Consider the following 23,620-nt stretch of genomic DNA (forward strand, 5'->3'; position numbering starts at 1 on the left):
CTTAATTGCCTTTTTTAATCGCTTGGTAAATCACCTCATTGATTCCGGTACGAATGTTCATATCCGAAATTTTGGAATTATTCCGCGTCGGATATACCCGGTTAGATAAAAACACATAGACTAAATCAGACGATGGATCGATCCAGGTATAGGTTCCAGTGAAACCCGAATGCCCAAAGCTCTCCGGACTCGCAGATGCCGCCGCAGAAATGCCTGCCTTGTTGCGATCCACTTTGTCAAAACCGACGCCACGACGTGCATTTTCTGCTACGCTAAACGGATAGGATGTCCATTGTTTGATGGTCGATTCTTGAATGAATTGCTGGCCACCATAATAGCCTTTTTGGAGGTACATCTGCATCAGTTTAGCTAAGTCATTCGCATTACCGAAAAGACCTGCGTGACCCGAAATACCATCTAATAACGCCGCCCCCTCATCGTGCACCTTACCTTGAATCAACGTCTTACGGAAAAGGGAGTCATATTCAGATGGGACGATGCGCGCAAGAGGAAAATGCTTCTCCGCTTGATACACTAAGGTCGACGCCCCTAAAGGTTTGTAGAAAGTGTCCGCTAAAAAATCTGTCCACGGCTTTCCTGTCAAACGCGGCGATTCCGACGGCAATAAATAATAGGATAAATCCGAATACACATATTCCTTTTTCTCCCGCAATGGACTCTCCTTAATCGCCTCCATAATCCGATCTTTCATCGTTTTGTGCGCGTATAAATTAGGCGCTACCGACGTCGGATATTCCTCCGATTGTGCATAAGAAAGAGTGAATGGTTTCCAACGCGTCACATCTTTCGTGATATCCACGAATTCTTTCCACATCGCCTTTTCATCCTTGATATTTTTCTTCAAACGTGCTTCCCCAGAAGCTGGGCTTAAGAAACGCTCTACATATTTGTATTTCACATCGTCTTTCGTGAATTTTTCTTGGAATTTCTTGCTGTGGAAAATCATGTCCGTGCTATCCACATAGTCCATCCAGAAGGGAATCCAAGCCTTTAAGCGGGATTGATGGGTTAACACATCTTCATATAAAAGTCCGGATTTATTCGATTTTACGAAGGACGGAACCAGTTGTCCCATCGTAGTTTTTAATGAGAATTTCCCCTCGTCTTGCCATTTCATTAGCGCTGGAATGGAGGTAGAAATCTTAGTAATAGAGGCCAAATCGAAGATATCAGATGTCTTTAAAGGAACCGTGGTTTCATAGATTTGGTTGCCAAAAGCTTTGTGGTAAATGACCTTCCCTTCTTTAGCAATCAACACCACCACCCCCGGAGCGCCTTTCACTGCAATCGCTAAATTCGCCATCGAATCCACCTTTGCATTCAAATACGCAGATGAAATTCCCACTGACTCAGGCAGCAAATTATATTGCAATCGAGCTAAAGAAGTGGTCGTCAATCCCATCCCCTGCTTATAAGTCGCATTCAAACTAACGGGTAATTTCCCCGTCACCGGAATCGCACCGAACACAATCTCCGCTGCCGCTTCTTGCTGGGAAATACCATCTTGGTAGGCCGTCAACAAGGCTCCTGCATTCTTTAAACTATCAAATTGTGTCAGCGTGTTCACGTTTGCAAAGTGAATCGCCACCGTTTTAGCCGTGGCAAAACGATTCACTAAAGCCTTAATCGCCGGCTTCAAACTATAATTATTCGCCGGGCGAATCGAAATACTGTGAATACCCATTAACACCACATCATAGCTCGCGAGCGATTTTTCGATGCGTGCAATCGTCGTATCTGCACTCGTTTCATCTAGATAGTAGTGAGGCATTTCGAGGTAGTTGTTGGACATTTTTTGGAACTCCGTAGGGAAAGTCGAACCGTAAGACGGCTTCCCGATAGCCAAGGTTGCGATGCGTGTTTTGTCGAGAGCGCGAATAGGAACTAGTTCGCTCGGATTCTTGATCAAGGTAATCGTCTTCTCCGCAAACTTTCTATTTAGCACCTCGCTCTTAATCGGATTCAAATCCTTAATTAAATCAGCTACTACGATGGGAGAATAGTGGGCTAATCCTGACCAAGCTTTGGCATTCAAAATACGTTTCACGCGGCTATCGATATCTTCTTGCGAGATTTCACCATTTGTTAAGGCCTTCTTAATCGCATCAAAAGCCGCTGGAACATCCACAAATGTTTCTAAAATATCATTACCAGCCAGGATCGCTTTCACATTCGCCGTACCCTCTGGGAACATTTTGGTCGCGCCCTTCATATCCATCGCATCCGTAAACACGAGGCCCTGAAACTTCATTTCATCGCGAAGTAAACCAGTAACAATCGGCTTCGAAAGCGTCGAAGCTAAGGACGCCGTCGTATCTAAAGCAGGTAAATTCAAGTGACCTACCATCACCCCTTGCAGTCCATTCGCAATCAACTCTTTGTATGGATATAATTCCAAACTATCCAGACGTGACCGCGAGTGATTTAAGATCGGAATATCTAAGTGAGAATCCACACCCGTGTCGCCATGACCAGGAAAATGTTTTGCTGAGGTAATGATTCCAGCCTTTTGAAGACCTTTCATATAGGCCAAAGCCTTCGCCGTCACATCCTCCCGATTCTCCCCAAACGAGCGGAAATTAATCACCGGATTCGCTGGATTATTATTCACATCCACCACCGGCGCATAATTGATGTGTACTCCCATTCTTCTACACTGCTCCCCTATTTGAATCCCCATCTTCTCGATCAAGGATGTATTTCCTTGCATCGCGCCCAAAGTCATTTGGTACGGAAAACGGAACGTCGAGTCCAAACGCATCGCCAATCCCCACTCTAAATCCATCCCAATAAATAGCGGAACCTTCGTTCTATTTTGTAATTCATTCACTAAAAGCGCCTGCTTCACCGGATGCCCTTTAAATAGGACAAAGCCTCCCACATGGTATTCTTTCACAATCGAATACAAACGTGTTGTATCGTAGGTGTCTGCCACATTTCCCCGAGGCATTAATAATTGCCCGATCTTCTCGTCTACACTTAAGGAATTAAAAACAGAATCGACCCAATTAGACTGAGTATGCGGGAATAAATCCTGTGAAAAGGACAGAAAAGGAAGAAGGAAAAGCAGTACGCCGGTGCTGAATTTTTTCATAGCAAGGTTAACGTTCATATAAGGTGTGAAAATACGCTAAATGTGGGAATCTTCTGAAATATCGGGCCGAATTTTTATAGGTAATTTTCTTTCCACCGAAAGGTGTTGTAATTTTGGGGCTTAAATGATGAACGTATGAGAAAAAAAATTGTTGCAGGTAACTGGAAAATGAACAAAACGGCGCAAGAGGCTTTCGTTTTAGCTACTGAAGTAGCAGAATTAGTGAAGTCTAGCGTTTCCGCGGATGTTCAGGTGATTATGTCAGCACCGGCTTTGTATTTAACGGGTGTGAATCAAGTAATTGAAGGCATTCCTAACCTAGCTGTTGCAGCCCAAAACTGCCACGAAAAAGCCTCTGGCGCATACACAGGTGAGATTTCTGCACCCATGTTAGCTTCTGCAGGCGTACAATACGTCATCATAGGACACTCAGAGCGTCGTCAATACTTCGCTGAATCGAACGAACAATTAGCCGCTAAAACAGATGCTGCTTTAGCAAACGGACTAACTCCCCTATTTTGCTGCGGTGAAAGCTTAGAACTACGCGAAGGCGGTGATTTCTTAGCCTACGTAGCACAACAATTAACTGAAAGCTTATTCCACCTTTCGGCGGAAGAATTTGGCAAAGTGGTCATCGCATACGAACCTATTTGGGCCATCGGAACAGGTTTAACTGCCTCTTCAGAACAAGCACAAGATATGCATGCCTATTTACGTGCACACATTGCTAAAAAATATGGCCAAAGCGTAGCCGACGATTGCTCTATCCTGTACGGCGGAAGCTGCAACGCGAAAAACGCAAAAGAACTTTTCGCTTGCCCAGACGTAGATGGTGGTTTAATCGGTGGCGCTTCGCTAGTGGCGGCTGATTTTATTACGATAGCTACTTCATACTAAATTTCAATGCGTCTCGCATTGAAATTTAAAGCATAAAGAATAGAGCATAAAGAATAAAGATGGTTAAAAATGGGGCTTCGGCCCCATTTTTGTGTTCAGGAAATATGGTACAAAAACATTTCATACACGCGACGCCTGCGACGCTTCCTACTTTATGCTTTATGCTTTATTATTTAAATTTGAATCATGGAACACGTAATCGCATTTGACGCAGACGACACCCTTTGGGTGAATGAACCTTACTTTAAGGAAACAGAAGATAAATTCTGCGCATTAATGGAAGACTATTTGCCGTCTCACACCACCGGTCAAGAGTTGTTCAAAGTCGAGATGAATAACCTCGCACTTTACGGTTATGGGGTCAAAGGCTTTATGCTTTCCATGGTCGAAACAGCCATTCAGATTTCCGGTGGAACCATGGGCTTAGATGGAATCGAAAAGATTCTGAACCTAGGTAAAGAATTACTTGAACGAGATATCGAAATTTTGCCTGGCGTAGTCGAAGTTTTGCAATCCTTGCAAGGCAAATACCGATTAGTCGTAGCCACCAAAGGCGACCTGTTAGATCAACAACGCAAATTAGCTAAATCAGGCTTAGAGCAATATTTCCACCACATCGAAATCATGTCTGATAAGCAGGAAAGCGATTATTTGAAACTAATCAAACACTTGGATGTAGATCCAGCGCATTTCACGATGATTGGGAATTCCTTAAAATCAGATATCCTTCCTGTTCTCGCAGTAGGTGGGCACGGAATTCACGTTCCTTTTCACACGACTTGGGCTCACGAGGTGGTTTCTCACAAGGTGGAGCATCAGAATTTTAGGGAAGTGGAGGATTTACGATTTGTGCTAAATTTCATTTAGCATAAATCGTAAAGTAAAGCACAAAGAATAAAGCATAAAGAATAGAGATGGTATCGCCTGCGGCGATAACCTTCGTGAAATGTTAAAAAGCACATAAAAAATGGGGCCTCGGCCCCATTTTTTATTCCAACTTTATTCTTTGTGCTTTGTGCTCTATTCTTTCGGTTTAAAATTTCCTCCGGAAATTTTAAACCCCTTCCGCCACAACCTCCTTCACACCCGGAACCATGCGCGTTAATAGCGCTTCGATACCTTGTTTTAGGGTCAACGTAGACGATGGGCAGCCTGAGCAAGAACCTTGTAATAATACCTTCACTTGTCCTGTTGTTTCGTCAAACGAGTGGAATGTGATGGCGCCACCATCGGATTCTACCGCTGGCCGAACGTATTCATCTAGGGCTTGTTTGATTTGCTTGATGGCTGGCGTGTCGTTTGACTGATCGTCAGCAATAGCCGTTTCTGGTAAAGAGAAAACGAGTTGTTTCTCTTCGAAATACTTCTTTAAATAGGTCTTAATCCCAAATAATTCATCTTCCCAAGCCACTGACTCGGTCTTTGTTAAGGTGATGAAGTTGTTCGTGATGAAAACGCGGGATACAAAATCAAATCCGAATAAAGCAACTGCTAAAGGGGAATTTTTCTCCTTCGTTAGTCCATCTGCCGGTTGGGTGTAATCGAATGACAATCCTTCTGGCAGTAATTCCATATTGAAGACGAACTTCATGGAATGCGGATTAGGCGTAGATTCTGTATAAATATGGATAGATGTAGTCGTGTTCATGAGGGGGTATTTAAAAGTAGAACAAAGGTACGTCCTATTTGGTTTCCAAAAAACAAAAAAACCCGGCATTTTCATGCCGGGTTCTCTATATCTACCGTGGAAAATTACTCAGCCTTAGCTGCTTTTTTCGCTGGTGCTTTTTTCTCTGCTGCTGGAGCGTCTGCTTTTTTCGCAGGAGCTTTCTTAGCTGGAGCCTCCGCTACTGGAGCTGCTTCAACTGCTGCCTCAGCTGCTGGAGCTGGAGCCGCTTTCTTAGCTGGAGCTTTCGCTGGTGCATCTGCAGGAGCTGCATCAGCTGAAATAGGTAATACGTGAACGAATGAACGTCCTTTGAAACCTTTTTTGAACTTAACAACACCATCTGCTAAAGCAAATAATGTGTGATCTTTTCCAATTCCTACGTTTAAGCCAGGATTGTGAGCAGTACCACGTTGACGAACAATGATATTTCCTGCAATGATTGCTTGACCTCCAAATAACTTAACGCCTAATCGTTTAGAATGTGATTCGCGACCGTTTTTAGATGATCCGGCGCCTTTCTTATGTGCCATGGTATTATTTATTTATGCGCTCCGAAGAATCGCTTAGTTTAAAACTTATTTTACCCTTATTTAAGGTTAATTGACTCAATCAATACTTTTGACAAATTTTGACGGTGACCATTCATTTTCTGATAGGTCTTTCTACGCTTCTTCTTGAAAACTAAAACTTTCTCGCCACGAAGGTGTGCAACAATTTTAGCAGTAACAGTCGCTCCAGCTACTAAGGGAGCTCCTACGGAAATTTTTCCGTCATTGTCAACAAGTAATACCTTGTCGATAACCAGTGCAGCGCCTTCTTCTCCCGCCAAACGGTGGGTGTAAACAGAACGGTCTTTTTCTACTTTAAACTGCTGCCCGGCAATTTCTACGATTGCGTACATTTTTACTGTATTTAAGTGAAACAATCCCACGAGGCTAGTGATTCAAGACAAATGAAAAACTTTTAAAAGCCCTTTAAATGGGGGTGCAAATCTAAAAAATAATTCGCTTAATAGCAAACACTATTCATAAATAAATTCTCCGTAAGGGCTGCTGATGGTCAGCTTCTTAGTCGCTGAGGCTTCTACGCGACCCACGATTTGGGCGGGAATACCGAAGGACTGGGAGATGCGAATGATTTCATCCGCGTGTGCAGGATTCGCATACACTTCTAAACGATGGCCCATATTGAATACTTGGTACATTTCTTTGAAGCTGGTTCCGCTCTCTTTTTGGATCAAATCAAACAGCGGTGGAATCGGGAACAAATTGTCCTTAATCACGTGCACATCGTTCACAAAGTGCATGACTTTCGTCTGCGCTCCGCCAGAACAATGCACCATTCCGTGCAAATGAGGACGTAATTCAGTTAATAAAGCCTTCACCACTGGCGCGTAGGTGCGCGTAGGGGAAAGGATTAATTGACCTACATTTAAAGGGGTTCCAGGAACCGCTTCCGTTAAAGTACGAGAGCCGGAATAGACTAAATCAGAGGGAACCGATGAGTCAAAACTCTCGGGGTATTTCGTCGCCAGGTATTTTCCTAACACGTCATGGCGTGCAGAGGTCAAACCGTTGCTGCCCATTCCGCCGTTATAGGTCGTTTCGTAATTGGCTTGGCCGTCTGAAGCTAAACCGATGATCACGTCACCTGCTTGGATATTGCCATTTGAAATGACGTCCGAACGCTTCATGCGACCGATAACCGTACTATCCACGATGATCGTGCGCACTAAGTCGCCAACATCTGCGGTTTCGCCGCCGGTCGAATAAATGCCGATGCCATTATCGCGAAGCATTTGTAAGACTTCTTCGGTTCCGTTGATGATTTCGGCGATGACCTCGCCTGGAATTAAGTTTTTATTGCGGCCGATGGTGCTGGAAAGTAGCATTTGGTCCGTCGCGCCCACGCAGATTAAATCGTCTGTGTTCATGACTACCGCATCTTGTGCGATACCACGCCAAACGGAAATATCGCCTGTTTCTTTCCAATATAAGTAGGCCAAAGACGACTTCGTCCCCGCCCCATCCGCATGCATGATGTTGCAATAGTCCGCATCGCCTCCCAAGATATCTGGGGAGATTTTGCAGAATGCCTGCGGGAAAAGACCTTTGTCTAAGTTCGCAATGGCTTTATGAACATCTTCTTTCGAGGCAGAAACACCTCGTTGCATGTAACGGTCTGACGACATCGTAGGATATTTTTAGGATATTTTTAACTGGGCAAATTCTTTAGCAAAATAGGTCAAAATCACCTGAGCTCCGGCGCGCTTTATGGAAAGCAAGCTTTCTAACATCGCTTTTTCGCCATCGATCCAGCCGTTTGCTGCGGCTGCTTTGACCATCGCATATTCGCCAGAGACGTTATATGCTGCGATCGGTAAATTGGTATTGTCGCGGAGTAGCGATATGATGTCTAAGTAGGCCAAAGCCGGTTTTACCATCAAGAAATCTGCTCCTTCTAATTCATCTAATTCCGCTTCGCGCAGTGCTTCGCGGCTGTTTGCGGGGTTCATTTGGTAGGTCTTTTTATCGCCAAATTTAGGCGCAGACTCCAAAGCATCGCGGAAAGGTCCGTAAAAGGCCGACGCATATTTCGCGCTGTAGGCCATAATGCCCACATTCGTGAAACCGGCATCGTCTAAAGAATCGCGTATATAACCCACGCGGCCATCCATCATATCCGAAGGACCGATGAGTTTAGATCCGGCTTGGGCTTGTGCTACCGCCATTTTGGCCAATACATCCAGCGTTTCATCATTCAAAATCTCTCCGTTCTTAACGATCCCATCGTGTCCATCCGAACTGTAAGGATCCATCGCCACGTCCGTTAACATCGAAATTTCCGGAAAACGGCTCGTCACCGCATGAATGGCTTCTAAATAAAGACTGCCCTTCCGATGTGATTCCGTCGCTAAGGTATCCTTGCGGTCTTCAGCTACCTGTGGAAAAAGCGCGTAAGAGGTAATTCCTAGATTCAAACACGCCTCGATTTCTTTCAATAAAAGGTCGGTAGTGTAGCGGTAAATGCCCGGCATCGACTTGATTTCAGTTTTAGTGGCAGACCCATCCATCACAAAAAGAGGGAAGAGCAAATCCTTCACCGAAAGGCGATTTTCCTCCACCATCGTACGGATAGCGGCACTGGAACGGTTACGACGCGGTCTATTCAACATAGCAATTGATTTTGAACCTGCAATTTAGGCATAAGCCCTGATTCCGCAATAAAAAAGGAGGATTAAAGGAGGCGGTCGTTTAAATCACGTAATCGTTCTTGAAGGTCACGAACTAGAGCTACGTAGGCATCGAATTCGTAACGCGAGACAGGGGTATTTGCACCACCGGGATCAGCGACGCCAGAAAAATGGGGGTAATCTTTTGGCTTAAATAGGATCGATAAATCCACTTCAAGCACTTCTGCAATTTGCTTCATTCGACTTAAAGAGGGGTTAGTAATCCCTCGTTCAATTTTAGAAAAAGCGGACAAAGTAATACCCACCCGTGAGGAAACGTAGTCTTGGCTGTAGCCCTTGTCTAATCTTGTCTTTCGAATTAATGTATGAAATTCTTTCATCACAGTAAAATTCCTAAAAATTCAGGAAAATTAATAGCCACTAAAAAGACAAAATATATACTAAAAAGAAAATACGCGCAATTAAATTGCGTTATAATCCTTTAAAGTCCACCCTTTAAGAGGGCCCTGCTCAAACTTCGAACCCGATAAGGCGATAATTCCTGGTAAATCAGCGCTAATATCGGCAGAGGTTTCGACGTATTTATGGAAGAAATCCTGCAATGATCCGCCATACATTTCCTCACATATGCGGATGAAATCTGCCTTCGTATAACCTTTTTTTAGCTGGCCGAATTCTGCGTTCATGGCGCGCATCACCTCTTTTAGCGATTTGCCGTTTTTTGATTGTAATTGTAGGTCTAAAGCCAAGGCGACCACCGCCCCTTTATAATAAATCGACGCGCGCTTATTCGGCAAACTGGTCCCATAGCCATCCAGCCATAAATCGATCGAACTTTCCTCTAGAGACTGCTGAGCCTGAGCATCGCGGTCAAAATGCAATTTCAGGTTCCCTAATAAACCCGCCAAGTATTCCTGCCGAGTCCAAACCCCCGATTCATACAAGAACCAATCCCCTAGATAAGTCGTGATTCCTTCGACCACCCAACCCGTAGAAAATGGAATTTCGCGATCGTAGGCATAAGGAAACAATTCTTTAGGGCGAATCGTCGCAATGTTCCAAACGTGAAACAGTTCGTGCGAGCCTAATCCGATCAAGTCTTCATAGGCATCGCGGTCCGGTGGCCCCATCACCATCATCGTGGATTTCGTATGCTCCACGCCGTGGTAATACGGGGTCGGACAAACCCACAACATATAATGGTATTCTTTCACGGGGAAATGGCCCATCCAGTCGAGTTGGGTTTGGGTGAATTTCTCGTAAGCGGCGATGAGTTTTTTTGTCAAAGCCGTACGCGAACCCACCACATCGATGGCAAATTTCACGCCATTGCATTTCCATTTGTGTTGAAAAATAGCGGGAGCAGCGATATAGGGAGAATCCACGAGCTCGCGGAATTTTCCTCCGTTCTTAAAGGTGCACACACTTTTCCAGCCATCCGGCTTTTCAACATGTACTTCGCATCGCTCGTTTTCGCGCCCTTTTACATAGAGCAAACAATTGATGAAATTGATGTAGATCAAATCGCTTTCTACGACTGACCCTCCAGCATCGGGTTGATTCGCATAATAGCTGTAACGGATTTCGACGGGTTCGGTGGCCTCGAGTTCCCAAGTGGAGGACGCAGTTTTACGAATCGGAATAGAAATACCCGCACTAAATGCCTTTAGAACAGGGATATTTTTTGCGAAGTTTTGGGCTTGGTAACGTCCTGGTCGCCAAATAGGTAGCTGAATCACCTGTTTGCCCGGTTTGAACGGCGTAAACTGAAAGGTGATTTCAATATCATTACTCGGCTGTGCCGAGGGCTTCAGAGTGTAAAGATTACGCATTAGGCTAATACTTCTTGTAATATTTGCAAGGAACGAATCTCTCCGAAGTTTTCCATGTGTAATTGATAATAATGTAGCATTCCAGCCAATAATTCTTTTCGCTCAGATCGGTGCAGCACGATTTGATGCCCGTAATCAGCGTGAATCAGCGCATCCAATCCTTGAAAGGTGGGAACAATGCAACCTGCGACTTTTAATTGGTGGTAAAACTCCGCGGAAGTACTTGCCCCAAAGCCTAAAAAAGCAGCCAGCTGCCATAAAAACTGTAAATGGAAGTTCTCAAAGTGATCTTTGGCCCGATCTAAATATTGCAAGGATTGACATAAAAACTCGAAAAGCACTGGATTTGCCTCCTCTTCTTTTAAGACTTTGCTTAATACTTCAGATAAGAAAAGAGCCAGAGAAGACTTCGCAATATCAAAGGGGATTCCCTGGTAGGGAAAGGAACATTTCGCTTCAGAGATGCGGTGAAGGCCTTTTCCTGGTTTATGATATACCTCTAAATCGAGCTGGGTGAGTGGCTGGAAGAGGGCCATTTTATGCTTGGCTTTGGCAGAACGAACCCCATTTTCAATGTAAGAACAAATCCCAAAATCCGCCGTATACACGTTCACTAAAATCGAGGTTTCTCGATAGCGCATGTAAGAGATGACGATGCCTTGAGTTTTACTGAGCATGGGTATCAACCATCGGAATGCCGGTTTCGGCCGAAATTCGCTGTAAGATCTCTTCGATTGTGTCCGATTCTTTGAAGCGAATCGGGTCCTTGAATTCGACGCTCAAAGTCGTGTTACGTTTCTTCAGAAAGAGGCCTTTCTTATCGAAAGCGCGTCTGAAACCGTTGATTTGAACGGGAACTACAATGGGATTAGTCGCCTTAATTAAATGCGCCGTACCTTTTCTAATAGGAGCAAAAGGACGAGTGGTGCCTTGTGGGAAACTAACCACCCAACCAAAAGCCAAGCCTTTGCTCACTTTATCTTGGGCTTCTAAATCCACTTCGCGCTTTACATCCTGACCGTGTGCGCGCCAAGATCGATTCACTAAAATGGCCCCTGCTAAAGATAAAACCTGAGGTAAAAATCCATCTTCCTTCATCGTTTCAGAGGCCGCCACATAAAACAGGCGCGACCGCGGACCGAAAAGGTAAAAAGGAAAGCGAATGCTATTATTAATACGCCATTTTACGGAGAAGAAGATATGGTATAGACAGATCACATCCATGAAGTAGGTTTGGTGATTCGAAAGGAATAAGACGCCTTCGCGCGGCAAATCCACAATCTTTTCTGTTCCCTTAATTTCCGTACGATTATAAATACTCAAGCGGGCATAAGTCAGCCATCCTAAAATAAATACGATAATTCGTTTCATGCCGATTGGATTCCCAAAGGGGTCGCGACGTACCAAACCCCAGCGGTCAAGGCAATCAAAAAACTGCTTTAAATATCGAATTCTCTTAAAATCCACCGGTCTTCTCTTTGCCTTTTGTGGCTGGTTTTGTTTTTGTTGGTTCTTTTTTCACTGGCGCCTTCTTCACCGGAATTAGCGGTTTATAATACGATGTGAATCGTTTCACAAAAGCATTCTTTTCTTCCGCAGCTGCCTCCACGACTTTTATTCCGCCCTTTTTCTGGGTTTTCATCGACTCCCTTACCGTGGCAAGGAAGGAATTATCTGAAGAATAAACGCCTAATTCGCCCTCAAAATAAGCGAAATAATACCAAAGATCTTCGGATAATTCCCAATAGGCATAAAACTCCTCCTTATTAGGCTTCTTAATCACCTCCATCATTCCCTTCACCGTTGCATTCACATCTACTGGCCCCACGTTAATTAAGGGCAAATCGCCAATCGAGTAAAAAGCGCTCAAATTAGGTGACCAAGCCCATTTTACGGAGGAGAAATTGATCATACTCGCGAATTCGGGATCCACTTTATCCAGGGCAATGTGCTCGCGATCCATCTTGGTTTTGACCGTTTCTGTCAATTTCTTACCTAAAATAGGTTCCACCCTTTTCAAATATTCATCCCGATTCTCCGGCTCATCCGCCGCCGCCGTTTGTAATCCTTCATCTAAATTATAACGAACGATTCGATCGCCCATCTTAGCGAGAATAGGAATAGGCACCTGGAATTGCAAACTCAGCCAGGATTCGATACGTGGAATTAAAGTATCTAGGGACATGGAGATCTTGCCAAAAGACCGCACCAACTTATTCCCCGTAAATAATTGCACCATCCCGTCTGTGTCCACGCGCTTTTTTGGGATGGATAAATGCATCTGAGATTCGGCATTTTTGATGCTATACACTTCGGATGCTTCCGTCACTTCCCCCGCTGCTTTAAAGAGAACCGGATCGTCTTCATTCGACATAGGCCCTAAGAAAGAAGGGTATAATTTATTATCCGCATTGACAAAAATTCCGGCGGTAACCGATCGACCAAGTTCATCTTTTAACTCGTCGTTCACCACAATTCCTTTTGAATTTGCGAACGGAATCCAGGCGGTTTTAAACTTCAAAGTCCCTAATAAAGGGCGAATCGAGCCTTTAAATTCCAAACTCGGTTTCTCCGAAAGGAAAAATACATCGCCTTTAAATTCTTGATGCGAGGTCAGTTTCAACGGCGTCTTTTCGATGTAGCGCGCCTCCGCTCGAATTCCTTCCGGCTGAAAATCGAAATTTTTCATAGGGATCACCAGACTATCGCTTCCTTCCACCGGTAGCAAATAGGACGCGGTTCCCGTGAAGCGATTCGCATTCGCTGTGACGGTGTTGATGTTTGCCAAAACATGGCCATTTACGGTTGCCCTCGCACCGCTTAATGATTTAAATTGCCCACCTTTCGCGATAGCTAACAAACCTTTTGCTGGATAAACTGTGGCCGGTCCTATTTCAATTTCCTTCACTCCGTCCAGCGAAATCACCTCCGAAACTTGATCCAGTACGCCGGATTTCGCAGTGATGGGCCCTGATTTCACAGCAGAATCCAGCGATTGCAATTCGAGTTTTTGGAGCTTGATTTTTTGGTTTTTTTGCTCCCAAATAGCTCCTAAATAAGTCGTTTTATAACCTTGAATGGGTAAAGTGGCTGGCGTCTCCTCTACCGGTTTAAAAGCAAGGTTCACCGCGCCTGGTGCTGCTTCGATGGCGATTCTGTCTGCGATGAATACGGGCTTCTTTAGGCCTATCGACAAACTGGCATCCTTCGATTTCCACGTAGCCGGCTGGAAATAAAACAATTCCGATTGTAATTTCCCGTCCCCTAAAGTTATCTCCCCCTTCCCGAATACCTCCTTCTGATGCATCCAAACCGGCCCCTCTAATTGCAATTGATTCCCATACAATGCGAAAGAATTTTTCTCCGGATAAACAGCAAGCGAATCCTCCTTAGGTAGCCAAGTAAAGCGATGCCCCGGAAGGGTCGCGATGGGGCCTTTTTTGTTCGCCATTTCGCCTAATTTTCCTCCTAGGCCCGTACTGATTAACGAATCTGGATACAAGAAAGCCTCTTTCGTAACTGACTGAAAACCCGCTATTGAAAAAGTTCCAGCCGTGTGCAAGCCTTTTTTATCCATTTCGAGAGGCTCACTTAGCACTAACGTTCCTTTCTTTTGATAAATGGATAAGGGGGATTTTTGAAAATAAGTAAAGCCAAAACTTTGGTCCGGCTTCAACACCAATTGCGTATTTAAAGGAGGCAAAAGTCCGGGGGAATTAAACGTACCGATGAAAACAGGGGCCTTTTGAGTTAGGCTATCTAATGCGATGGAGGGAACTTTAAAATAGTATCTCGATTCATAGACTCCTTTTGCCCGCCAAGGCTCATCAAAATGGGCCGTCATTCCATTCGGGATGAGTAGTTTAGGGTATTCTGCGACCCCAAAACGGCCGGACTTGTTTCCGGGAGCACTCAAAATGATGGATCCCGATTCGTATCTAAATTGGCCGCCAAATTCTTTTGATTGGCCTTTTGGGATGAAGGTAATAGAATCAATTTTCGTGAACTGTGCGGTAAAATCATTGAATTTAAAGGCAAAATCTGGGCCGCGGAAACGGTAATTCCCGATCTTGATTTCCCCTAGGAAATTGAAATCGCGCCCTTTTTGGAAGGTCAAAGCCTCATCATAGGGAATGAATTCCGCCTTCAAGGAGTCCGAAATCATCACCTGCTGAATACCTCGGATGCGCAATTTCTTGTCCACTAAATCGAGGGACATCGAGGCCGAATCTGCGTCTAAAAGATTCCCCATCGAGGCCGCATAAAAGGTGTCAAAATCCTTTTTCTCATAAGCCACCCGCGCATAATACTTCCCCTGGCTCGTGAAAGAAATTTGATCATCCTCTATTTTCATATAACCCGCCTCCACGAAAGACTGAAAACCAGATTGAAGCTGTTCCGGCTTGCGATTCACCAGGACCGCTAGATCCCCGATCGTGGCTGACTCCGTTTTATTCTCGACTAAATAGCGGTATAAGATTCGTATGGGGCTATAGGTAAGTAAACCTTGCAATTCTTGGATCCGGCCGTAATTATAATAATCCTTCGATTCGAGCCAGGCGGGCACCTGATTTCGCCCTGAAATTTGGTAAAAATCTATTCGCTTTTCTTTCACGCGCAACACCCCTAAATCTACCGACATCCGCATCTCATGGAAGCTGTCTTCGAACAAAGCACGATTAGTGGCGCCGGGTAATTTTTTGAAATGGAAGGTCTGGTTTTTAGGGTACCACTGACCGCTTACTTGTCCTCTAGATAGGGAATCTGAATTGCTTAATGCGCTGCTCCAGCGACCTGCTGGGACTAAAATAGACGAGTCGGGTAAGAACCAAATCAGCGGAGCAGACATCGTTCCTAATTTACCGAAATGTAAATGGGCGTCGCCTGTTAGGCCTTTGCGCAAGTCTTTATAGAAAGGTTTTCCTTCCGCTTCCCAGGCCTCTCCCTTCATTTCCGCCTGTTCGGTGGCTCTAAATTCAAAGCTGAAATGTTTCTCTTTTCTTCTTAGCGTGAGCGAACCTTCCCCATTCGTCTCGCGGTCGTTTTCAACCCAATCTGCTGAAATGAATCGCATGGTTCCACTCGCAGGCTCGAAGCGAAGAGCATCGATTTGTAGACGCGCTTTTTTGTGACCCAGTTTATCACCGGTGATTTCGCCGCCTTTAGCTGATCCTGTTTTCGTTTTTTCGTCCCATTGAAATTCGGTCACTTGGAAAACGAGACTATCATTTGCTATACGGTAGGAGATTTCAGATGGGCCCCACTGATTTTTTTCTACCTGGGTTCCATTTACCCGAATAGAATAGGGTCCTACCTGAATTTTTTGCGCAGAAAGGCCAAAACTCAGGGCGAGGATAAAAAATAGGATGCGAAACAAAGACGACGTATTCTGCATAAACGGATAAAAATACATAAAATATTCAGATATTTGGGTCAAAATACTCCCTATGTCTAACGTACTTTCCCTATTCAAGGATATAAAAGCCTTCATTTTTGACATCGATGGCGTGATGACGGACGGCAATGTTCACGTGCTCGAAACGGGTGAACACTTCCGCACTTTCTACATCCGCGACGGCTATGCTTTAGAAAAGGCGCGTGAGGCGAATTTTCAACTATGCGTGATCACAGGGGGGAGTCATCCGGGGGTCAAAAAACGCTTAGAGAATCTCAAGTTTCAACACATCTATTTCGGTTTAGGCGGGAAAGATAAGTTAGAAACCTACCTCGAATTATTGTCTAAACTAGGGGTCAAAGAAAATGAAATTCTCTATATGGGGGACGATATGGCGGATTTAAAAATCCTTTCGCGTCCGGATATTTTGAGTACCTGCCCGGCGGATGCGATTCCCGAATTGCATCAAGTCGTGAAATACGTTTCCCCGTTCCATGGTGGCCGCGGTGCGGTGAGAGATGTGATAGAAAAAGTACTAAAACTCCAAGGAAAATGGGCTTAATCTTACCTGTAAAAGGAATATCGCCTTCTTTCGGAGAAGAAAATTGGGTTGCTCCTAATGCCACCGTTGTGGGCGATGTGCGCACCGGAAATCATTGTACGATATGGTTTAATGCGGTGGTACGTGGGGATGTGAATGCGATCAGTATTGGAAATTATACGAACATTCAAGATGGTGCCGTGGTGCATTGCACCTTTGAAAAAACGGTGACTACCATAGGCGACTATGTTTCCATCGCACACAATGCGATCGTGCATGGTTGTACGATTGAAGACAATGTGCTCATCGGAATGGGGGCGATCGTGATGGATAATGCCTACATTGAATCCGGAAGTATCGTCGCGGCTGGAGCGGTAGTGACCCAAGGAACCCGAGTTCCAGCGGGAACTATTTATGCGGGAAATCCCGCCAAATATTTAAAAGAGGTAAGCCCGGATGCAGCGGAAGTTTTTAAACGCACCGCTTATAATTATGTGGAGTACGCCTCTTGGTTTTCTAATCCTACTACATGAGCAACGATCCACTACACGGTGTAACACTGGAAACAATCCTAACTGATCTAGTCGATTTATTAGGCTGGGAAGAGATGGCGCGGAAGATTCGCATTAATTGTTTTGCGAGTGATCCGAGCATTAAATCGAGTTTGACTTTCTTACGCAAGACGCCTTGGGCGAGGTCGAAGGTGGAGACGCTGTATATTTGGAATGTTAAAAAAATCGAAAAGAAAAAAGCTAGCTCGGAGTCCGCAGACTAGTTTCGCAAATTCACCAGCCACCCAAAAATAGCCGCCGTTATAAACATAATGATGCTATAAATCACAGCTGGAATCGTCATCGTTCCATTTCCTATCACATTTAAGGCAATAAAAATGGCTAGTGTTCCATTATGAATGCCTATTTCCATCCCAATTGCGATGGCTTGTTTCTTATCTAGATTCAATAAACGAGGCAAATAATACCCGATCGAAAGACAGGCCACATTAAATAAAAGGCAGGCTAAGCCTACGGTTTGAATATCGTACATCAGGTGATCGCGTTCTTTCCATCCGGCTAAAAAGATGATCAAGGCGAGGAAAATGGCCGATAAAATTTTCACGGGAGCTTCTAATCGAGCGGAGAATCCAGGTGCTTTTTTTCGAATGATCATTCCGATCGAAACGGGTAAAATCACGATCATACAAACTTCTAACACTTTCGAGAATTGCAAGGGTATGTACGCATCCTGTTGCATCAATAGCTTCATCGAAAGATTCACGATAAAGGCAATCGAGATGACAGAAAGAATACTGTTTAGGGCGGTGAGGGTGACATTGAGGGCGACATCGCCTTTGGCAATATGCGAATAAAGATTCGCGGAAGGACCTCCCGGAGCGGCTGCTAATAGCATTAAACCTACGGCTAATTCGGACGGAAGCGCTAAGGCTTTCACTATGAAAAAGCAGAGAATAGGTAAGAGAATCATCTGAGTGCCCAGTCCTATGAGAACAGCTTTAGGGTATTCGTAGACCCGTTTGAAATCTGCGATGGTAAGCGATAAGCCTAAACCCGTCATGATAATGGCGAGGGCGATGGGCATTAAAACGACAGAGAGAAAGTTTGCTTGCATGCGATATTTTTTAAACCTTGCGGTGCTTAAAATTATAAAAATACTTGATCTTTCTATTAAAAATATTGGTTCGTTTTGCGCTGCGTATCTTTTGCCCGTCCATCGTGGTGAAAAATGCGGAGTTGATGAACACGAAAGGTCCCGTCCTATTAGTGGTAAACCACCCGGATTCGTTTTTGGACGCTGTGATTATCGGTGCCTTGTATCCGCGGAAAATCAACTATTTAGCCAGGGGAGATGTGTTCAGAAATCCAGTCTTCGGGTTTTTGTTAAGGCAACTTCACCTGCTTCCGGTATTTCGCCAAAGAGAAGGCAAAGAGCATCTCCACCTAAACTCTAATACCTTCCGCCAGGCGGTGAAATGCCTCCGCAAAGACGGAATAGTCTTGATTTTCATCGAAGGAATTTGCCTCAATACCCACGAATTACAGCCTTTTAAGAAGGGGGCGAGTCGGATTTTAGAGAGCGCACACGCGGAAGGAATCTTCCCTACTGTTCAGATTGTGGGACTAGGTTATTCGAGTTTTACGGCTTTTGGGAAAGGAATTCATCTGGCTTTTGAGAACTTGACGTGGCCTCAGCCGATCGCGGATGCCGTAGATCGCGTGCGGTTTAATGCGACGGTTTTTGAGAAAATGGAACGCTTGATTGAGGTTCCTAAGCATCCCGGATTCCCTCGTGGATTACTCTATTATTTTGCCTTGCCTTTGTATATCCCGGTGCGGGCTTTTGCCTATGCGAAAACGAAAGGGACCGTCTTTTATGACTCGGTACTTTTTGCGCTTTTACTCTTTACCTTTCCAGTCTATGTGGCGCTGGTAGTGACGATTGTTCTGAAAGTCAGATTGATTCTAGGCTGATAAATTTTCGTGCTGGGCGGCAGACGATGTAGCCAGTGGGTTTGCGTTTCGCCTTTCATCACGAGCAGGCTTCCAGCTTCTAGGAAGACGTCTATTTTTTCGCCGGAATGTTTGTGCTTAAAACAGAATTTTCTTTCTGCGCCAAAACTTAGTGAGGCAATCGCCCCATTTTTTCGCAAATCTTTTTCGCCATCACTGTGCCAGGCCATGCCTTCGGAACCGTCGTGGTAGAGATTCAATAAACAGGAATTATAGGTTTCGCCGGAATGTTTTTCGGCGAGGTTTTTCAAGATTAGCAACTCTGGTGTCCATGCCAAGGCCGTCTTCGTAGTTTTCGAATAGGTATAGGAAAATGGTTGATCACCATACCAAGCTACCTTGCGTTTCGTGATGATACGTTTGCCGTAGATGACTGCTTCATCGTTTCGCCATTCGATGCGATTCAGTAGCGCCTCAGCCATAGCGCCTGCCTCTTCAGAAGTCATCAATTTCCCGTAATAGTGCACGATTCCGTCACCTGGAAGCAGGTTTAGGGAAGGGTCAGAAGGGAAATCGAATAGTTGCATACTAATTAAGGTAAAAACTCAATCGCCGGTTTAATTCCCGTCTTTACAAATGCGCGCATATCATCGAAAGCTTTCGCCGTCTGAGCATCCGTGAACTGGCAATGCGCTTGTCCATTTGTGTATTTAACTGCGAAAAACTTGTCGCGACCTTGCGCGTGAATCATATTTTCGATGTTCGTCACCGCATAATTCACAGGAATTAACTGGTCGTAGATCGTATGCATTAAAACAACTGGCTTGTCGATTTTTCCTGTGCGGTCGTAGCGCGCAAAAAGCTGTGCTTGATCCTTCGTGGCAGGTAAGCGTTCCGCTACCGCATTCACTTTCAAGTTATCAGGAAAGCCAGAGTACAGCGTTTCGGTATTGTCGAATGGGTTACCCTTTAGCTTGAGGGCGATGTCGCGTAACACGTTTTGGTTAAAAAATAAGGCACCTGGAAGGTCATCGAATTTCAAGTCAAAGCGCTTAGCAAAAGCTACGGCTAAAACGGAATCCTTTTTCAATAATGCCTTTTTAATCTCCATCATTCGTTGACCTGCCGTCGCAAAAGATACAAATCCGACAGAGCTATTTACGTCAAAAATATCTTTTAAAGAGGGCACGATGCCCGGGAACAAACCGTTCATCGTGGCATACATATCGTACTCTTTTCTGCACTGTAAATAGGGACGTGAGGAAAATGGACAAAGTGGTAATCCGCCATTGTAGTGTTGGCCAAAATTCTCCAATGTCGCGAACGTGATGCCACCGCCCATCGAGTGCCCCATCATAAAGGTTGAGTCCGGCTGGCCCATCTTTTTGATAAAGACTTGGCGTAATTCTTCGGTCGCGTCTACCCCTTCTGCCATCGCAAATCCCTGAATAGGATAATCAGAGGCCGCAATTGCAAAACCCCGATCTAAAATAACCTGTAAGCGCTTATCTAATCCTGCATTCGCACTTGCCGCCGGAGTTCCCATAAACTGGTAACCGTGGGCATACATCACGAGTTTTTTGTTCCATTTTTTAGGCATTAAGATTTGATAGCCCCCGCCTTTTAGGGTGCCTAAATCGATTTTTTCTTGTGCGAAAATAGTTGTGGTGAATGCGAGGAAGAGGAATAGTTTTTTCATAGTGCAAGTTAATAGAAAGCAAAATAGGGAAAAAATGCTAATTTGCGGCATGGAAAAGCCTTATATCGTCGACCAAAAATTCGAGAAACAAAGCAGACTGGCCATCGGCGAATACGAACATTGCAATTTCAAAAACTGCTTGTTCGAATCTGCCGATTTTCAAAATTTTCAGTTCACCGACTGTACGTTTGAATCCTGTAATCTCAGCTTAGTTAAAATTAGCGGCGCGTCCCTCCAAAAAGTACATTTCAAAGACTGCAAAATGCAAGGACTTCGCTTCGAGGCTTGCAATCCTTTTCTATTCGAAGTGAGTTTCGAATCCTGCGTTTTAAACCTGTCATCCTTCTACCAAATCAAGGGGAAAAAGACAAAGTTCGCGGGCTGTTCTTTGCACGAAGTCGACTTCACGGAATCCGATTTCTCAGAAGCGGTTTTCGATGATTGTGATTTGGCTGGAGCTCTTTTTGACCAGACCAATGTGAGCAAGGCGGACTTCCGCAGCGCCTTTAATTATGTGATTCATCCGAGCATTAATCAGATCAAGAAAGCGAAGTTTTCGCCGGATGGTTTAGCGGGTTTATTGCAAGGCTTTGACATCAGTATCTCCTAATATGAAAAAAATCTTATTCCTGCTCCTGCTGAGCACGTCTCTTTTCGCGAAAGGCCGCCTTCCTCGTACAATTGTCACGACGGACGGCGAAATCGATGACGTAGATACCTTCATCCGGATGCTCTTGTATTCGAATGAATACCAACTAGAAGGTTTAGTATATTCGAGTTCGATGTGGCATTATAAGGGTGACGGAAAAGGAACGAAATTTACCTCCGAAATGGAAATGACGCGCAAAATGTACGGCGCAAAAACGGATTTGCGCTGGCCGGGTGTTAATTGGATTCAAGACTTGTTGAAAGCTTATGGCCAGGTGCATTCGAACCTGATCTTACACGATAAAAACTACCCAAGTCCTGCTTATTTAAACAGCTTAGTGAAGGTGGGGAATATCGATTTCGAGGGAGAGATGGAGCAAGTGACAGAAGGTTCAGAATGGATCAAAGCGAAACTTTTAGATAAGGATCCGGAACCCATTTATTTACAAGCTTGGGGTGGAACGAATACGATTGCCAGAGCTTTGAAGTCGATCGAAGAGCAATATTCGACGGCGTCAGATTGGACAAAAATCAAAGAAAAAATCTCCCAAAAAGCCATCATCTACACCGTGATGGACCAGGATGCGACCTTGAAAAATTACATCGCTGGTCAATGGCCAGAGATTCGAGTGTTTTATAATGCGCAGCAGTTTGCGAGTTTTGCGTATCCTTGGAAGCGCGTAATGCCTAAGGCGACGCAACCTTATTTCGAGGGGACCTATATGGGTCCAAAAATCATCCTGAATCACGGGCCCCTTTTACAGATGTATTATTCCTATGGGGATGGCCAAAAGCAGCCCGGCGACGACGAGCACATTCACGGCGATCCTACCAAGCTGAAGGATGCGCAATGGGGATCTTTTAGTCCTTATGACTTCATTTCAGAGGGAGATTCTCCTGCTTTCTTGCACCTGGTGGATGTGGGATTGAACAATCTGAACCATCCTTCCTTTGGTGGATGGGGCGGAAGATTTGTGGAAGCGGAGGGAAATCCCTATCGATTTGAGGACAACGAAAAGGCCGCAGATTTCAATCCAGAGACAGGGAAATTAGACATTAATTATTCCCAAACCCGTTGGTTAATCGCTGCACAAGAAGACTTCGCTGCCCGCACAGATTGGTGTGTGAAATCATTCAAAGACGCGAATCACGCACCGCAAATTACGGTGAAAGAAGGGATGAATGTGAGCGCGAAAGCGGGTGAGAAACTAACGCTGAATGTAACCTCGAGAGACCCGGATGGGAACGCGGTGAAGCTGAAGGTTTGGCCTTATCCGGAGGCAGGATCCGGGAAAGCGGACGCGACACTAGAAAACGCAACGGTAAAAATACAGATTCCAGCAAACTCAAAAAAAGGAGATACCTATCACGTCGTGGTGGAAGGAACCGATACAGGTTCCCCGGCATTGACAAGGTATAGAAGAGTGGTGGTGAAGATTTATTAAAGCCGGTGATATACCATAATGCTCAAAATACTTCGGTCATAATAATTCAAATTTGGACGTTGCTGAAAGGCATGTAAATAACCCACATCAACCGTTAAATTATCCCGCAGAGGAATACTTAAACCAGCAAACATCCGATGTTGGTCTAACGTATTTGCTGGGTTTTCTTGCCCAGCATTCAATAAAATTTCTGTATTCACTTTACCCTGTATGGATTTAAACAAGGGGACTAAAGCCTGAATTCGGTAGCGAAGACGATAATTATTGAAGCTAACGGCATCGGTAAGTTCGGTGCGGCTCACATTCGTTTCTCGGTTAAAGCGCATCTCCGATCGAAAGCGGTGATCAATCCGAATCGAATGCCAATTATGCCTGTATGCGATATCTACGTGCGGTCGGTATTCTGGAATAGCTAATCGACTAGTCGAACGAGGATCATTAGGGGTATTCAAAAAAAGTGCCGTTCCAGCGGAAAAATCCCATCTATCTCCAATTGTCAGATGCACATGTGCCCGAAATGCATTTTGGTGATGTACTAAAGGATCTACAAAATGACGGGTGTGGACTTCGCCTTGAACATACCATTGATTGTTAATGGGAAAGGACACATAATATCCGTACCAAATTTGGGATTGATACTCAATAGTGGACTGTGCAGAAAGAGTAAAAAGTGGGGCCAAAAAGAAAAACACATACTTCATTTGGCAAATATAAAATCTTA

The 23,620-nt window shown here is 44.7% G+C and carries 22 protein-coding genes and 1 pseudogene; 8 read left to right on the forward strand and 15 right to left on the reverse strand.

All coding sequences use genetic code 11. The features are described from left to right. Nucleotide 1: 1 nt before the first annotated feature. Nucleotides 2-3,115, reverse strand: coding sequence for a glycoside hydrolase family 3 N-terminal domain-containing protein (locus ACST13_RS07455; RefSeq protein ID WP_459522570.1), 3,114 nt, complete (start codon nucleotides 3,113-3,115; stop codon nucleotides 2-4). Between the two features lie 135 nt (nucleotides 3,116-3,250). Between ACST13_RS07455 and tpiA the strand changes: the two genes are divergently transcribed. After that, a complete protein-coding gene (gene tpiA / locus ACST13_RS07460; RefSeq protein WP_459522571.1) occupies nucleotides 3,251-4,012 on the forward strand; it encodes a triose-phosphate isomerase in 762 nt (253 codons plus the stop codon). A gap of 186 nt (nucleotides 4,013-4,198) precedes the next feature. Then, nucleotides 4,199-4,879, forward strand: a complete 681-nt coding sequence (locus ACST13_RS07465; RefSeq protein ID WP_459522572.1) for an HAD family hydrolase — start codon at nucleotides 4,199-4,201, stop codon at nucleotides 4,877-4,879. Between the two features lie 187 nt (nucleotides 4,880-5,066). Here the strand turns inward: ACST13_RS07465 and ACST13_RS07470 are convergent, their stop codons facing one another. The 10 genes and pseudogenes from ACST13_RS07470 to ACST13_RS07515 all read right to left on the reverse strand — a co-directional run bounded on the left by ACST13_RS07470 (nucleotide 5,067) and on the right by ACST13_RS07515 (nucleotide 16,119). Beyond that, nucleotides 5,067-5,660, reverse strand: coding sequence for a NifU family protein (locus tag ACST13_RS07470; RefSeq protein WP_459522573.1), 594 nt, complete (start codon nucleotides 5,658-5,660; stop codon nucleotides 5,067-5,069). Between the two features lie 293 nt (nucleotides 5,661-5,953). Next, nucleotides 5,954-6,211 (reverse strand): annotated as a pseudogene (rpmA, locus tag ACST13_RS07475) (50S ribosomal protein L27); the annotation flags it as partial. Nucleotides 6,212-6,267: 56 nt separating this feature from the next. After that, nucleotides 6,268-6,582 carry a 50S ribosomal protein L21 gene (gene rplU, locus ACST13_RS07480; protein WP_459522574.1) on the reverse strand — a complete coding sequence of 105 codons (315 nt, stop codon included), beginning with the start codon at nucleotides 6,580-6,582 and terminating at the stop codon, nucleotides 6,268-6,270. Nucleotides 6,583-6,702: 120 nt separating this feature from the next. Further along, nucleotides 6,703-7,872: an AIR synthase related protein gene (locus tag ACST13_RS07485; protein ID WP_459522575.1), complete on the reverse strand. Its 1,170-nt coding sequence runs from the start codon at nucleotides 7,870-7,872 to the stop codon at nucleotides 6,703-6,705. 12 nt (nucleotides 7,873-7,884) lie between these two features. Continuing rightward, nucleotides 7,885-8,856, reverse strand: coding sequence for a porphobilinogen synthase (hemB, locus tag ACST13_RS07490; protein ID WP_459522576.1), 972 nt, complete (start codon nucleotides 8,854-8,856; stop codon nucleotides 7,885-7,887). A 62-nt stretch (nucleotides 8,857-8,918) separates the two neighbouring features. Next, entirely contained in the window at nucleotides 8,919-9,254 is a 336-nt protein-coding gene (locus ACST13_RS07495) for a helix-turn-helix domain-containing protein (RefSeq protein ID WP_459522577.1), read from the reverse strand. 81 nt (nucleotides 9,255-9,335) lie between these two features. Next, entirely contained in the window at nucleotides 9,336-10,706 is a 1,371-nt protein-coding gene (locus tag ACST13_RS07500; protein ID WP_459522578.1) for a M61 family metallopeptidase, read from the reverse strand. After that, entirely contained in the window at nucleotides 10,706-11,383 is a 678-nt protein-coding gene (gene recO, locus ACST13_RS07505) for a DNA repair protein RecO (protein WP_459522579.1), read from the reverse strand. Before recO ends, ACST13_RS07500 begins: the two co-directional genes overlap by 1 nt. Continuing rightward, a complete protein-coding gene (locus ACST13_RS07510) occupies nucleotides 11,373-12,077 on the reverse strand; it encodes a lysophospholipid acyltransferase family protein (RefSeq protein WP_459522580.1) in 705 nt (234 codons plus the stop codon). The genes recO and ACST13_RS07510 overlap by 11 nt, the downstream gene beginning before the upstream one ends. A gap of 85 nt (nucleotides 12,078-12,162) precedes the next feature. Further along, nucleotides 12,163-16,119 carry a hypothetical protein gene (locus ACST13_RS07515; protein WP_459522581.1) on the reverse strand — a complete coding sequence of 1,319 codons (3,957 nt, stop codon included), beginning with the start codon at nucleotides 16,117-16,119 and terminating at the stop codon, nucleotides 12,163-12,165. A 34-nt stretch (nucleotides 16,120-16,153) separates the two neighbouring features. Between ACST13_RS07515 and ACST13_RS07520 the strand changes: the two genes are divergently transcribed. From ACST13_RS07520 to ACST13_RS07530, 3 genes are read left to right on the forward strand one after another with little or no spacing between them, the layout of a single operon-like run. Next, complete coding sequence (locus ACST13_RS07520; protein WP_459522582.1) at nucleotides 16,154-16,663, forward strand: KdsC family phosphatase; 510 nt, start codon at nucleotides 16,154-16,156, stop codon at nucleotides 16,661-16,663. Next, nucleotides 16,654-17,175 carry a gamma carbonic anhydrase family protein gene (locus ACST13_RS07525; RefSeq protein WP_459522583.1) on the forward strand — a complete coding sequence of 174 codons (522 nt, stop codon included), beginning with the start codon at nucleotides 16,654-16,656 and terminating at the stop codon, nucleotides 17,173-17,175. Before ACST13_RS07520 ends, ACST13_RS07525 begins: the two co-directional genes overlap by 10 nt. Beyond that, nucleotides 17,172-17,417: a VF530 family protein gene (locus ACST13_RS07530; RefSeq protein WP_459522584.1), complete on the forward strand. Its 246-nt coding sequence runs from the start codon at nucleotides 17,172-17,174 to the stop codon at nucleotides 17,415-17,417. Before ACST13_RS07525 ends, ACST13_RS07530 begins: the two co-directional genes overlap by 4 nt. Here ACST13_RS07530 and ACST13_RS07535 read toward each other — a convergent pair. Further along, nucleotides 17,414-18,268: a bile acid:sodium symporter family protein gene (locus ACST13_RS07535; protein WP_459522585.1), complete on the reverse strand. Its 855-nt coding sequence runs from the start codon at nucleotides 18,266-18,268 to the stop codon at nucleotides 17,414-17,416. The genes ACST13_RS07530 and ACST13_RS07535 overlap by 4 nt on opposite strands. A gap of 44 nt (nucleotides 18,269-18,312) precedes the next feature. Here ACST13_RS07535 and ACST13_RS07540 point away from each other — a divergent pair, with 44 nt between their 5' ends. Beyond that, nucleotides 18,313-19,128, forward strand: coding sequence for a 1-acyl-sn-glycerol-3-phosphate acyltransferase (locus ACST13_RS07540; RefSeq protein ID WP_459522586.1), 816 nt, complete (start codon nucleotides 18,313-18,315; stop codon nucleotides 19,126-19,128). Here ACST13_RS07540 and ACST13_RS07545 read toward each other — a convergent pair. Continuing rightward, nucleotides 19,074-19,694 carry an alpha-ketoglutarate-dependent dioxygenase AlkB family protein gene (locus ACST13_RS07545; protein WP_459522587.1) on the reverse strand — a complete coding sequence of 207 codons (621 nt, stop codon included), beginning with the start codon at nucleotides 19,692-19,694 and terminating at the stop codon, nucleotides 19,074-19,076. The two genes, ACST13_RS07540 and ACST13_RS07545, sit on opposite strands and share 55 nt — an antisense overlap. Nucleotides 19,695-19,699: 5 nt before the next feature. After that, nucleotides 19,700-20,806, reverse strand: coding sequence for an alpha/beta hydrolase family protein (locus ACST13_RS07550; protein ID WP_459522588.1), 1,107 nt, complete (start codon nucleotides 20,804-20,806; stop codon nucleotides 19,700-19,702). Nucleotides 20,807-20,855: 49 nt separating this feature from the next. On the opposite strand from ACST13_RS07550, the gene ACST13_RS07555 reads away from it, so the two are divergent. Beyond that, nucleotides 20,856-21,416 carry a pentapeptide repeat-containing protein gene (locus tag ACST13_RS07555; RefSeq protein ID WP_459522589.1) on the forward strand — a complete coding sequence of 187 codons (561 nt, stop codon included), beginning with the start codon at nucleotides 20,856-20,858 and terminating at the stop codon, nucleotides 21,414-21,416. 1 nt (nucleotide 21,417) lies between these two features. Further along, nucleotides 21,418-22,899 carry a DUF1593 domain-containing protein gene (locus ACST13_RS07560; RefSeq protein WP_459522590.1) on the forward strand — a complete coding sequence of 494 codons (1,482 nt, stop codon included), beginning with the start codon at nucleotides 21,418-21,420 and terminating at the stop codon, nucleotides 22,897-22,899. Here ACST13_RS07560 and ACST13_RS07565 read toward each other — a convergent pair. Further along, the gene (locus tag ACST13_RS07565) at nucleotides 22,896-23,600 is read right to left on the reverse strand and encodes a DUF2490 domain-containing protein (RefSeq protein WP_459522591.1); all 705 of its coding nucleotides are present in this window, start codon (nucleotides 23,598-23,600) and stop codon (nucleotides 22,896-22,898) included. The genes ACST13_RS07560 and ACST13_RS07565 overlap by 4 nt on opposite strands. Nucleotides 23,601-23,620 lie beyond the last annotated feature (20 nt).

This window comes from Aquirufa sp. A-Brett2-W8 (assembly GCF_054558755.1).